Annotated in this window: 10 protein-coding genes and 1 pseudogene; 10 read left to right on the forward strand and 1 reads right to left on the reverse strand. The window is 46.3% G+C overall.

What is annotated here, in order from left to right:
* The first annotated feature begins 306 nt into the window (after positions 1 to 306).
* From STRDD04_RS05425 to STRDD04_RS05455, 7 genes are read left to right on the forward strand one after another with little or no spacing between them, the layout of a single operon-like run.
* A complete protein-coding gene (locus STRDD04_RS05425; RefSeq protein ID WP_062200018.1) occupies positions 307 to 897 on the forward strand; it encodes a CDP-archaeol synthase in 591 nt (196 codons plus the stop codon).
* Positions 894 to 3,407: a PEP/pyruvate-binding domain-containing protein gene (locus STRDD04_RS05430; protein ID WP_197460083.1), complete on the forward strand. Its 2,514-nt coding sequence runs from the start codon at positions 894 to 896 to the stop codon at positions 3,405 to 3,407. The genes STRDD04_RS05425 and STRDD04_RS05430 overlap by 4 nt, the downstream gene beginning before the upstream one ends.
* On the forward strand, positions 3,394 to 4,026 hold the full coding sequence (locus STRDD04_RS05435) for a CDP-alcohol phosphatidyltransferase family protein (protein WP_062200020.1): 633 nt from the start codon (positions 3,394 to 3,396) through the stop codon (positions 4,024 to 4,026). Before STRDD04_RS05430 ends, STRDD04_RS05435 begins: the two co-directional genes overlap by 14 nt.
* Positions 4,019 to 4,891: a phosphatidylserine decarboxylase gene (locus STRDD04_RS05440; RefSeq protein ID WP_062200021.1), complete on the forward strand. Its 873-nt coding sequence runs from the start codon at positions 4,019 to 4,021 to the stop codon at positions 4,889 to 4,891. Before STRDD04_RS05435 ends, STRDD04_RS05440 begins: the two co-directional genes overlap by 8 nt.
* Complete coding sequence (locus tag STRDD04_RS05445) at positions 4,876 to 5,775, forward strand: UbiA family prenyltransferase (RefSeq protein ID WP_062200027.1); 900 nt, start codon at positions 4,876 to 4,878, stop codon at positions 5,773 to 5,775. The genes STRDD04_RS05440 and STRDD04_RS05445 overlap by 16 nt, the downstream gene beginning before the upstream one ends.
* Positions 5,775 to 8,258 (forward strand): phosphoenolpyruvate synthase, encoded by a 2,484-nt coding sequence (locus tag STRDD04_RS05450; protein WP_062200029.1) that lies wholly within the window; start codon positions 5,775 to 5,777, stop codon positions 8,256 to 8,258. Before STRDD04_RS05445 ends, STRDD04_RS05450 begins: the two co-directional genes overlap by 1 nt.
* Positions 8,245 to 9,318, forward strand: a complete 1,074-nt coding sequence (locus tag STRDD04_RS05455) for a hypothetical protein (RefSeq protein WP_062200031.1) — start codon at positions 8,245 to 8,247, stop codon at positions 9,316 to 9,318. The genes STRDD04_RS05450 and STRDD04_RS05455 overlap by 14 nt, the downstream gene beginning before the upstream one ends.
* Positions 9,319 to 9,400: 82 nt before the next feature.
* Here the strand turns inward: STRDD04_RS05455 and STRDD04_RS05460 are convergent, their stop codons facing one another.
* Positions 9,401 to 10,192, reverse strand: coding sequence for a nucleotidyltransferase domain-containing protein (locus tag STRDD04_RS05460; RefSeq protein ID WP_062200033.1), 792 nt, complete (start codon positions 10,190 to 10,192; stop codon positions 9,401 to 9,403).
* A 135-nt stretch (positions 10,193 to 10,327) separates the two neighbouring features.
* Here STRDD04_RS05460 and STRDD04_RS05465 point away from each other — a divergent pair, with 135 nt between their 5' ends.
* The 3 genes and pseudogenes from STRDD04_RS05465 (at position 10,328) to STRDD04_RS05475 (ending at position 12,129) form a co-directional block, all read left to right on the forward strand.
* Positions 10,328 to 10,762: a hypothetical protein gene (locus tag STRDD04_RS05465; RefSeq protein WP_062200034.1), complete on the forward strand. Its 435-nt coding sequence runs from the start codon at positions 10,328 to 10,330 to the stop codon at positions 10,760 to 10,762.
* A gap of 52 nt (positions 10,763 to 10,814) precedes the next feature.
* Entirely contained in the window at positions 10,815 to 11,444 is a 630-nt protein-coding gene (locus STRDD04_RS05470; RefSeq protein WP_062200036.1) for a GNAT family N-acetyltransferase, read from the forward strand.
* Positions 11,445 to 11,517: 73 nt separating this feature from the next.
* A pseudogene (locus STRDD04_RS05475) lies at positions 11,518 to 12,129 on the forward strand (CPBP family intramembrane glutamic endopeptidase).
* Positions 12,130 to 12,214: the final 85 nt, after the last annotated feature.

Here is a 12,214-nt window from a genome sequence, read left to right on the forward strand (position 1 = left end):
CCTGTTAACATTGAGAGAGATCACAGATTCTCTCTTTTTTGATGTCTAGGATGATAAAACTTCTTTTCTTGAAGGTAGGGATCTTTCGACAGCAGAGGCTGAAGTTCGTTACATATATTAGAGGAAAAAAGAAGAAATATAAAAAAGCAAAATCGAGAGTCTTTTGAAGGGTCATCAGATGAGACACTTGTATGTGGTTGGTTATGTAAGGGCTTTTACGACTTATGGTATAATAAAACTAGAAAAGCTTGAGAAGTCTCTTAATTTTTTCAGGCTAATTTTCATAAAAAAGAATAGGAAATAGATATGCGCACTGTTCTTGCCTTGTACATTACCCTGATGCCAGTCATTCTAGCTGGGGTTTTGAATATGATCTTTTGCAAGTCTTCACTGCTGCAGGCAGCTTATCGACCCATGGATGGCGGCTTGGTTTTGAAAGATGGAAAGCGGCTTTTCGGAGCTAACAAGACCTGGAAAGGCTTCATAGGAATGATTGTTTGGGGCTCTTTAGCCCAGATTTTATGGGGGGTGCTCTTGAAGAGCACTCCTAATCTAGAGAAACTGCACTTGGTTTACGCCTTCTACGAAAACACCTTGCTTTTTAATCTGGTGTTTGGGGCTCTTTTGGGGCTGGCCTATGTTTTGTTTGAGCTGCCCAATAGCTTCATCAAGCGCCGTTTGGAAATCAGAGAGGGCAAGACGGCGGAAAATGGCTGGAAATGGACCTTTATCTGGATAGACCAGATTGATTCTTTGATTGGCTGTATTATTTTCTTGCTTTTCTATATTCCTCTGTCTTGGCAGCAGATGCTGGGCATTCTAATCCTAGGGGCAGGGACGCATCTAGGAGTCAATCGTCTGCTCTACTGGGCTAAGCTTAGAAAAAATCGTATATGAGATGGGAGTTTTTGATGAAAGAACTATGGCTGGAAAAAGAGCCGTCGGCCGTCTATGGCGGTAAAATCAATCAGTTAATCAGTCTCTGTCAGTTGGGACTTTCGGTCCCTAGAGCCTTGATTTTACCAGCAGATCAAGTAATGGCTTGGCTAAGAGCAGCTTTACCAGAATACTCAGAACAGGGGCTTAAAGAGTTAATTCATCTGGGCAAGGAGGAGATAGCAGAGCGTTTGCAGCAATGTCCCTTGGATCCAGCTTGGCAGCGGGAGCTAGCAAGCTTTTGTCAGGAAAATCAAGCTTATATCGTTCGCAGCAGTGCCCTTTTAGAAGACGGACAGGTCATGTCATTTGCTGGCCAATATGACTCGATTAGCAATTGCCGGACGATTTCGGAAATCGAGCAGGGCATTCGTTCTTGTCTGCTTTCTCTCTTTAATCCAGAAGCCTTGGCCTACTGGCAGCGCCAGGGTTTGCCTAAGCAGGATTTTGCCATGGCAGTGCTGATTCAGGAGCAGATAGAGCCTGACTTTAGCGGTGTCTGCTTTTCCCTAGATGTGGCGACTAATCAGGACCAGACCATGCTCTTGGAGTATGTAAAAGGCTCGGCTGAGAGCTTGGTTAGTGGCCAAGTCAATCCTGAGCAGCTGACTCTTTCTTGGTACAAGCCGGACTGGAGCCAGTTTGAAAAAGTTGAAATGCCTCTGGCGATCTTGCAGAAGCTGCACGAGCAAGTTTTGGAGATTGTGGAGTATTTTGGTCGGCCGATGGATATTGAGTGGTGTGCTGTCCAAGAGCAAGTCTATCTGCTGCAGGCTCGGCCCATCACGACAGTACCAACTAAAATCGACAGTGGTCGCTGGACGACGGCTAATTTTCGAGACGGAGGCGTGGCGGCTCAGCCCTGTCCCAACCTGATGTGGAGCCTTTATCGCCATTCTTGGCAAGAGGCACTCTCCAGCTTTTTGCTGGCAATTGACCTAGAGCCTGAAGGTGTGATGCCGCCGCTGATGCGTCTCCATTATGCTCGGCCTTTCTGGAACTTAGGCGTAGTCAAGCAAGGTATGGAGCAGATTCCGAGCTATATTGAGCGAGATTTTGATGATGAGCTGGGAGTTAATAAAGACTACCAAGGTCAAGGTTTTACCAGCAAATTAAGTCCAGTCTTGCTTTTGAATTTCCTGCGGGTAGCTTGGAAAACTCAAAAAGTAACTAAGACTTTTCTGCATCAGGCACCAGACAAGCTGCAAGAGCTGCGCCAGCAATTTAACCGTCTTCATCAAGAAATAGGAGAACTGAACGACCAAAGCTCGTTGCAACAAGTCGAGAGTCTTTGGCAGTTAGTGCTAAATCAGGCTTATTTAGACAGTGAGGGAACTTATTTCTGGCAGGCCTACATCAATACGGTCCAGCTGTCCATGAAAAAGACCAGTCTGCTCAAATGGCTGACGGTTGATGAATTTTTCCAACTGATAGCTAAGTTGGGAAATGTTTCGCATACCAAGCCTTTGGCTCGAATGCTGGAAGCTACGGATCTTGTTTTGGCAGACGAAAAGTTGACAGACGATTGGTTGAAGCTATCGGTGGAAGAATTGCAGGGACTGGCTGCACAATATCCTGAGCGAGCAGATTTTATCAAGATTCAGGATTTTCAAAAGGATTTTGGCTATCACTCAGCTCGCGAGCTGGATCTGCGAGTAGCTAGTTATGAAGAAGATGCTCATCAAGTTATGACAGCGGTCCAGCAGTTGGTTGCTGATTCAGCATACTACCAAGCGGCCAAAGCTTCGCTCAGTCCTGTCCCAGAGTCTGAGCTGGATTTGGCTCATCTATCTCGATCCAAGCAGAAAAAGATAGAAAAAATCAGCGAAGATCTTCGGAACTTGCTCTGGTGGCGGGAGGAGTTCAAGGATATTTCCACACGCTATTACCACCTCATTCGTCAGATTAGCCTCAAACTCGGCCGAGCATATGAAAAGCGAGGTTTTCTAAAAGATTCTCAAGATGTTTTTTACATTAAGAAAGAAAGTCTGACTGCCTTTATGGAAGGGCAAAAGACTGCCGACAAGCTTCAAGAAGAAGCGGCTGATAATCGGCATTATTGCCAGGCCTATCGAAATTTTGAGCCAGTAGGTGATTTGACTGATAAAGAGATGAGCCTGGAAGAGGTGGCCTATGAGAGTCAAGCCCTGCTGACAGGAATGCCAGCCAGCAGCGGTCAGGTGACCGCTCGGGTTCGAGTTCTCTTGGATTTAGCGGATATTGAGACGATTGAGCCGGGAGAAATCCTTGTCACCCGCTATACAGATACGGGCTGGAGCTATGTTTTCGGTATTCTAGGTGGTCTTGTAACAGAGTATGGTGGAGTTCTCTGCCATGCCTCCATTGTCGCTCGGGAATGCAGGATTCCAGCTCTGGTCTGCGCTAAGAATGCAACTCAGTTGCTAGAAACTGGCATGCTGGTTACTTTAGATGGAAGAAGAGGAGAAATAATAATTCATGAAGAAGAATGAACCTTTGTTTATCGGTGAATACGACAAATCTGTTATCTTAACCTATATGGGCGCTGCTTTTGCACTTTTGGCTGTCTATGCCGTCATTCAGTCCCAGATGAGGCTAGCCATGATGGCCTTTATCGTTAGCGGTGTCTGCGACCTTTTTGATGGTGTAGTGGCGCGGCGGATGAAGCGGACTGAAAGTCAGAAGCGCTTCGGCATTGAGATTGATTCCCTCTGCGACATGATTAGCTTTGCGGCTCTTCCGGCTGTGCTGCTCATGACTCAGCTGCCCTTGGGAGTGGCCAATATCATCTTGGCTGTCCTCTATGTCTTGGCTGCAGTTACTCGCTTGGCACATTTTAACCGTTTGGCCAAGCATGATGAAGGCTCTGGTTCTTATTTTATCGGCTTGCCCGTGACTTACAGCGCCCTATTTTTCCCATTGACCTATCTGGTATGTCAATGGCTGGCGCCTGCTCTCTTTGCTTGGGTATGGCTGGGATTGTCTCTTTTGTTGACCTTCCTATTTGTTTACAACTGCCGTATTCCCAAGCCGAATAAGCTAGCCTATCTAGTCTTTGCGATTTTAGCTGTTGCAAGTCTGATTGGTCTGGGGGTTCTCCCCCATGGTTAAGGTCTATCAGAGAAGGACTGGCCAAGTAGTTGACCCGATAGAATACAAGGCGGGTCTGCTAGACAAGCTTTATGGTACTGCTTGGGGGCGCTTTCTGTTGCCTATCTTGACCCGACCTAGCCTGTCTTATCTTCTGACTTTGATAGACTACACTCCTTTTTCTCGCAAGAAAATAGCAGCTTTTGTGGAAAATTATCAGCTGAATCTGACTGACTATGAAGATGGTCCCTTTTCTAGCTTTGCGGCTTTCTTCAAGCGAAAAATCAAGCCTGGTCTGCGTCCGGTCTGTCCTGATAGTCAAGTACTGGCTGTGGCGGATGCCAAGCTAGAGGCTTTTACCATCAGTCAGGACTTACAGCTGACAATTAAGGGGCAGACATACAGGCTATCTGACTTACTGCTGGATGAAGAGTTGGCTCAGCTGTTTAGTGGCGGAACAGCGCTGGTCTATCGTCTGGGTGTGGAAGACCTGCACCGCTATCTGGCAGCTGAATCCGGCAGAATTACCCAAATACGAAAAATCAAGGGACGCCTGCATACGGTCAGACAGGTAGCCCAGAAGCGGCGCCTCATTTACAAAGAAAATAAAAGAGAATACTGTCTTTTAGATACCGACCTAGGGCCAGTCCTACAGATGGAAGTAGGGGCTCTCTTGGTCGGAAGAATATACAATCACAGTCAGGACCATTTGGTCAGGGGACAGGAGAAAGGCTGCTTTGGTCTGGGCGGCTCAACCATTCTTGTCCTCTATCCGACAGACAGGATTCGCTTGGATCAGGATATCCTGACTTACTCAGACCTCGGAATAGAAACCCAGATTCAAATGGGTGAAAGGATTGGAGAAAAGCTATGTTTAAACGATTAGCTGTTTATTATAAGGAAATGTTTCCTTTGCTGCCGCGCTTTTTTGTGGCTGCCATCATGTTTTTTGAGATTTATTTTGTCCTCCTGCTCAATGACGGAGTGACCACCTTTCACTTTGACCATCAGGAGTTGATCGGAATTTTTACCATTTTCGTCTTTCTGATGATTCTGCGGATCGCAGATGATTTCAAGGACTATGAGACCGACAGACGGCTCTTTCCTCATCGGGCTCTGCCATCTGGCCGGGTGAAAAAGAAGGACCTGGCTATTGCTCTCAGCTTTATCGTAGCAGTGTCTGTGATTTTCAACATTCTCTTTATGAACAATATCGGTTGGTTCCTCTTTCTCTATATCTACGGGACCCTCATGTCCTTCTGGTTCTTCAAGCGTGACAAGATTCAAAATTCTCTGCCACTGGCTCTAGTGACCCATAATCCGGTCATGATGATTTTGAATCTCTATACCATTTCTTTTGTCTGCTACAAGTATAATCTACCTCTCTTGTCCCTGCCGACGGTCTTGCTGGCCTTTACCATGTATTTCCCAAGTCTGATCTGGGAAGTCTGCCGCAAGATTCGGGCGCCAAAGGACGAAACAGAGTATGTGACCTATTCGATGCTTTTTGGCTACAAAAAAGCCACTCGCTTTATCGAGGTCGTGACGCTGCTGGATATCTTGACCAATTTCGTCCTCCTCTGGAATATTTCCCATGTCGGAGTGGTGGTGCTGGTGCTGAATGTCATCTGGATGACCGTCCAGTTTGAGCAGTTTATCAAGGATCCGACTCGCTTTAATATCCGAGAGAGGGTGGAGCGTTATACTTATATCACAGAGACGACCATGGTTCTGTCCGTTGCTGTTTATCTCTTGATGGGGGTACTTTGATGAAAAGAATCAAGCAGACAGGGCTTGACCAGGTCGGAGGCAAGGCCTATCATTTGCTGAAAATGCAGGCTGCTGGTTTGCCAGTGCCTGACTTTGCAGTGTTTGCTTTTGACTTTTTTCAAAAATCTGCCAGCTCTGCTGACTTGGAGCGGCTGGAAGCAGCCTATCGGTCTGGAGAGTTGGACTTGTCCCAGCTCAGTCAGCAGCTCCAGGACTGGGCCAGAGAGCAGTTTAGTCAAGAAGATTTGACAGCGGCAGAAAGTTGGGTTCGTAAGGAACTTTTCCAGACAGCCTGTCGCTTTGCAGTCCGCTCATCTGCAACCATTGAGGATGGGAAGGCTTCCTCATTTGCCGGTCAGTTTGAGAGCCAGCTCAATGTGAAGCCAGATGGACTTAAAGAAGCCATCCAAGCGACCTTGCTCTCTCTTTATCAGGAGTCTGCTCTTAGTTATCTATTTGAGCAAGGCCTATCTTTGAAGCAGGCACAGATGATTTGCCTTGTTCAGATCATGCAGGAGGGAGACTTGTCTGGGATTTACTTCACAGCTAATCCCAAGGGCATTCTGAACGAGCACATCATTGTTATCGGTCGAGGTTTGGGCAATAAGGTTGTCGAGGATAAGATTCCTACAACTATGGTGACCCTCCATCCCAAGGACCAGCTCTTTTATACAGAGCAGACGGAGGATTCACCAGATGTATCACAGGAACAACTCGAGAAGTTACAAGCCTTGGCTAGTCAGGTAAGTCAGCTTTTCGGACCTTATATGGATATGGAGTTCACCTTCGCAAATGGCCAGCTCTATCTCTTGCAGGCTCGACCTATTACCACCTTGCCAGAGGGACAGCAGATTATTCTGGATAACAGCAACATTGTCGAGAGCTATCCGGGCGTTTCCTGTCCTCTGACTATTAGCTTTATCCAAGAGGCTTATGCCAGCATTTTCCGCAGTCTAGCGCAGCGCTTGGTTGGCAAAGATGCTCAAGAGTTGGCTGCCTATGAAGCCACCTTTCAAAATATGCTGCAGCCGGTCAATAGCCGAGTTTATTACCAGATTCAGAGTTGGTATCAGCTCTTGCAGCTTCTGCCTTTTTCAAAGAAAATCATCCCTATCTGGCAGGATATGCTGGGAGTGCGAGAGACAGAGGTGCCTCAGATGCCGGTGCACCTGTCTGGTTTCAAACGGCTGCAAATCATGCTTCGTATTATCCGAGAGTTTTGGTCGGCACCCAAGCAAATGAGACAATTGGAAGAGCAGTTTGCCCAGATTCAGCGAGAATACGAAGCGACCTATTCCCCAAATGCAGATGCTAAAACCTTGATTGCCTTGGTCAGCAAGCTAAAAGAGGATATTTTGGCTCACTGGGATATTACCCTAGTCAATGATTTATATGCCTTTGTCTACACTGGTCTCCTGAAGAAGTCCCGTCGCGGCGGGACTGTTCAGGCTGAGATTGCAGGAATTGAGCAGATTGAAAGTATGAGGCCGGCTTTGGCTCTGCAGGCTTTAACAGCTCAGCTGAAAGCAGAAGAAAATGCAGCGATTAGACAGGCCATGGCAAGTGAAAGTCCAGCAGTCTTTCTAAGTCGCCAGCATCCTTTGGTCCAAGAAATAGTCCATTTTATCCATGAATTTGGTGATCGAGCTCCGGAAGAGTTGAAGCTAGAAACTCCCACCTTCCGAACGCATCCAGAGCGTCTGCTCAAGCTCCTGCTGCAAATGTGCCAGCAAGAGGAGAAGAAGTTGGCCCCTCAGAAACTTGAAGAAGAGGTGCAAAAATCAGGCTGGTGGACGAATTTTCTTCGCAAGCGAGCCATGACGGGGGTTAAATATCGGGAAAGTTCTCGCTTAAACCGCACACGGATCTACGGCATGATGCGGGAGATTTTCCGAGCACTGGGACAGCAACTAGCTGAGCAAGGGCTGCTGGCTATGCCTGACGATGTTTTTTACTTGACAAAGGAAAAACTGTTTGAGTTGACCAGAAAGCCCAGAGATGTTAGTGGCTTGATAGCCGAGCGTCGAGAGAAGTTGGAGGCTGATAAGGAACTACCAACCTTTAGTCGCTATGTTTTTGCTGGACAGGTCTTTGAGAAATATCTGAAACCGCAAAACCGCACCAGCAGTCACAATACGGCTAATCAAGCCTTACAAGGGATTGGCTGCTCGCCTGGCTGCGTTAAGGCTCAGGTTTTGGTCGTGGAAGATGTGCAGACTATTGAGTCTGCTCAGGATCGAATTATCGTAACCAAGATGACCGATCCGGGCTGGGTCTATCTTCTGACCCAAGCCAAGGGTGTCATTGCCGAGCAGGGTTCTTTGCTCTCGCACACGGCCATTATTTCTCGCGAGTTAGGTATTCCTTCCATTGTCAATGTCAGAGGTGCCTGCAGCCAGCTGCAAAATGGCGACTGGATTGAGATGGATGGCCTTACTGGCAAGATTCGACTGATCAAGGAGGAAGACCATGCTGGAAATTAAACCAGTCAAACCAAATACGACAGAGCTGGCCGATTTTCTAGCTCTGCCCAAGAAGATTTACCAGCCAGACCACCTCATGCAGTCTGAAGAGGAAGAGCTGGCTTTGATTGAGGGCAGTCACCCGCTGAGTTCTGACTTAGAAACCTATGCTTTTATTGGCTATGAGGACAGTCAGCCCTTTATTCGAGGACTTCTGACCTTCTATCCAGATGATGAGGCTGCTTATTTAGGATTTTTCGAGTCAATCAATGACCAACAGATTGCATCTGCTTTTATCGAGCATTTAGCAGGTTTTGCCCGCAGTCTCGGAGCGATTAAGATAATCGGTCCCGTACAGGCAAGTTTTTGGCTGGGCTATCGAATGCAGCTGACTGGAACAGAGGAGCTCCCTTTTACTGGAGAACCTCATAATCCAGCCTATTATCCCCAACTGTGGCAGGCGGCTGGTTTTGAGCTCAAGGAGCGCTATCTGTCCAATTTTTATCCCAAGGTCAGCAATCAAACTCATCAGGACAAACTGGCTCATCGTTTTGAGTCTTTTGAAGAAGCGGGTTTCACCATTTGTTCTCCCAAAAAGAAGGACTGGGAACAAGCCTCGCTGCAGGTTTTCGAACTTCTCAATCGCCTTTATCAAGATTTTCCGATTTATCGGTCTATTTCCAGTCAGCAGTTCAGTCAGATTTTTCAGAAATACCAGTATATTCTTGATTTTTCCATGGTTAAGCTGGCCTATAAGGAGGGCAAGCTAGCTGGTTTTCTGATTGCTATGCCGGACTACGGTTCTCTGGTTTATCAAAAACTGACTCCTCTTAACCTGGCCAAGCTTTTTTGGACCAAGCGCTTTGCCAAACGCTATATGATTATGTATCTAGGGGTAGATAAGGAATTCTTGGGATTGGGCTCTGCCTTGGCCTATCCGATTTTTAAAGAAGCACAGAAGCGACAGGCCTCAGCTATCGGCGCCTTGATTCATCAAAAAACTGTCACGCGCCACTATGCAGCAGAATTACAGGGAGGCAAGCATGAGTATGGACTGTTTGAATTGGATTTGCTCTCTTAGGTGCCAGACTATAGAATGATATGCAAAAAGCTCATGAATTAGCTGAAAAACTGACTTCATGAGCTTTTTATCTGTTGAAGTTCTAGATGGATGCTTCAATCAAGTACTTAAGGTTGTCTAGGAGGCTATCCAAGGCTAGGACTGCTTCCTGCTGATGGTCTGGCTGGTAGAGATTTTGGAAGTAGTCTTGGATATTGGCTTCAAAATCCCGAGGCAGGCGGGAGCAATTTTCTTTGGCATACTGGAGCATGCGCTTTTCGCCTGGATGGAGCTGCTCGTTGAGGGCAAAGAGGGCATCAAAGTAAGAGGCGAAAAACTCGCTGCTACGATGATTGATGCTGAGCAGGTCTTGGCGCTTGAGGGCCTTTTTGATCTGTCTTGAAAAAGCTGGCATAGCTTGGTCAAGGAGCAGGAGCTGCTTGCTGATAATATTCTTTTTCAGCTCAGCTGGATAGGGTAGGCTGTACTTGCTCTGGAGCGTAGCGTAGCGGCCGTCTCGATCGTAGAGAATCTTGCTGTGGAGCAGATTGTACCACATACAGGTGGTGTAAGAATTCTGGGCTTGATGCTCTAAAACGACGGTCTGCAGGTCTTGGTCAAAGTCGTCCAGCGAGCGGTAAATCAGCTCAATCTCGATACCATTATTGAGGATGCAGTCGTCTTCCAGTTCCCAAAATTGATTGCCAATTTCCATATAGGAGCAGTACTTGCTGAGGATTTCTTGGCGGATGGCTGGCTCGAGAGGAGCACTCAGGTAGACATAGACATCATAGTCTGAGTCTTGGTCAAAATGTTGGCCGGCCCGTGAGCCGCCGAGAGCCAGAGCTTCCACTTGCTCCAGCTGGGCCAATTCTTTAAAGAGATTTTGTGGCATAATCTTGTCCTTCTTAATTTTTTGACATCATTTTAGCAAAAAGTGAAAAGTCTGGCAAGAGGAAGGCAATCTTTTCTTTCTTTTTCTTCAAAAACTTGCTATATTAGAATTGACTAAGTAGAAGGAGACTTGAATATGTGTATAGAATGCTATATTGACCAGAACCGCGTGACACCGCTGCTTCATCCCTTGGACTGCCTGAGGGAGCATAGGCAGTATATATGTGGTCATTGTGGTCGCTGTATCTGCATTGAGCATACAAAAAATGGTCTGCAACGCTGGAATTTCCCCTTCAAATCTTTAGAAATTGCCAAGTATTATTTGCGAGTGGCGGATGTGACCATGCAGGCGCCCTGCGGCATTTATCAAATCCAGTCAGACAAGGGACGGGTGTCTTACAAGATTTTTGCCAATCTGACGGATCTGGAGGCTTATCTGAAGAAGAATCCCGATAAAAGCTGTGCCAGACATCAGCCTAGTTTTATCATGCCTTCCTATCAGGAATTTCCTGAAAGTCAGGTAAGGAAGCTAAGCGCTCAAGAAATAGAAACATATTTGGCAGAGAGATGAGAATTTTCTGCTTAGAACAAATGAAATGCATTAAAAATACAAAGGAGAAGCGATGATGATTGAAATTCGCAAGGAAGCCCCTTCAGAATACCATGAAGTTGAACATCTAGTCAGAGAGGCCTTTTGGAATGTCTATCGTCCGGGTTGTGCGGAACATCTGATTTTGCACCAATTTCGTCAGCATCCAAACTATTTAGAAAATCTATCCAAAGTTATTTTGGTAGATGATCAGCTTGCTGGCCAGATTATGTTTAGCAAAGCCCAGCTTTGCCATGAACAGACTGGACAGGTCAAGGAAATTGCTACCTTTGGTCCTTTTGCTATCCTACCAGCTTTTCAAAAGCAAGGGTTTGGAGAAAAATTAGCTCAGGCAGCTATCCGTCAGGCGAGGGAGGAAGGCTTTTCCTATTTAGTTCTCTTCGGCAATCCTGCCTACTATCCTAAATACGGTTTTGTGACGGCCAGTGATTATGGTATTTATCTGGACGGTCAGGACAAGGAGGAGATTTTGGATTTTGTTATGGTGCTGGACTTGCAAAGGGACGGCAGCGTGACTCGGGAAAATGGACCTTGGCTCTATCGGGATCCGGAGGGGTATGAAGTAGATGAGGCGGAGCTGGAAGTGTTTGACCGCAAATTCCCGCCCAAGAAGAAGGAAAAGCGGCCGGGACAGCTGGGCTAGGAAATTCAGCAGGAGGAGAAAGAGAGACTCTTTGGAAATTTACAAAAATATATAAGTTTAAAGGAGAAATGCTATGGGAAATGAAGTTCAAGCGTTGCTTAGCGCCGTAATCCAAATCCTTTTCTTCACTTTGCTTCCTTTTATTTGGTGGTTGGTGACGGCCAGAAGAAAAAGTCCATTTTTAGAATGGATAGACCTGAAACCACTAAAAGAAACTGGCAGCCAGAAGACCTGGCTTTGGATTTTGCTGGGCTAGACCTTTTTTCTGGTCTTTTCTATTTTTGTTTTATACACGATAAGAAATCTTGAAACGGCGATGTCAAGATTTTCCGGGCTTGGTTTTAAAGCCCTGCCAAGTATTTTGATTTACAGTATTTTTCAGACAGCTTTGCCAGAAGAGATTTTGTTTAGAGGTTTTCTTTTGAAAAGATTAGCCAGTCGCCTTCCATTCAGAGTAGCCAATACTTTGCAAGCAGCTCTATTTGGTTTGCTTCATGGCCTCATGTTCGCTTCTCAGACATCTTGGCTGACATCTATGCTCATTATTTTGTTTACAGGGGGAATCGCAGCTTACCTAGGCTTTGTCAATGAGAAGAAATCGGATGGTTCCATTTTATCCAGCTGGGGCACACACGCTTTGGCCAATATTTTTGCTGGTCTTTGCTCGGCTTTCATGCTGATTTAGCCAAGTTAGAAAAAGCTTAATCTAAAAAAGCTACTAAAATTGAAAAAGCCCGATTTGCGTTGCGAATCGGGCCTTTCATTTTAGG

Source organism: Streptococcus sp. DD04 (assembly GCF_001578725.1).
GTDB lineage: Bacteria > Bacillota > Bacilli > Lactobacillales > Streptococcaceae > Streptococcus > Streptococcus sinensis.

Bases quoted from the DNA above. Each gene is read 5' to 3' on its own strand.
- STRDD04_RS05430 (WP_197460083.1), top strand. From the start codon at position 894: ATGAGATGGGAGTTTTTGATGAAAGAACTATGGCTGGAAAAAGAGCCG.
- STRDD04_RS05425 (WP_062200018.1), top strand. From the start codon at position 307: ATGCGCACTGTTCTTGCCTTGTACATTACCCTGATGCCAGTCATTCTA.
- STRDD04_RS05455 (WP_062200031.1), top strand. From the start codon at position 8,245: ATGCTGGAAATTAAACCAGTCAAACCAAATACGACAGAGCTGGCCGAT.
- STRDD04_RS05460 (WP_062200033.1), bottom strand. From the start codon at position 10,192: ATGCCACAAAATCTCTTTAAAGAATTGGCCCAGCTGGAGCAAGTGGAA.
- STRDD04_RS05450 (WP_062200029.1), top strand. From the start codon at position 5,775: ATGAAAAGAATCAAGCAGACAGGGCTTGACCAGGTCGGAGGCAAGGCC.
- STRDD04_RS05440 (WP_062200021.1), top strand. From the start codon at position 4,019: ATGGTTAAGGTCTATCAGAGAAGGACTGGCCAAGTAGTTGACCCGATA.
- STRDD04_RS05470 (WP_062200036.1), top strand. From the start codon at position 10,815: ATGATGATTGAAATTCGCAAGGAAGCCCCTTCAGAATACCATGAAGTT.
- STRDD04_RS05465 (WP_062200034.1), top strand. From the start codon at position 10,328: ATGTGTATAGAATGCTATATTGACCAGAACCGCGTGACACCGCTGCTT.
- STRDD04_RS05435 (WP_062200020.1), top strand. From the start codon at position 3,394: ATGAAGAAGAATGAACCTTTGTTTATCGGTGAATACGACAAATCTGTT.
- STRDD04_RS05445 (WP_062200027.1), top strand. From the start codon at position 4,876: ATGTTTAAACGATTAGCTGTTTATTATAAGGAAATGTTTCCTTTGCTG.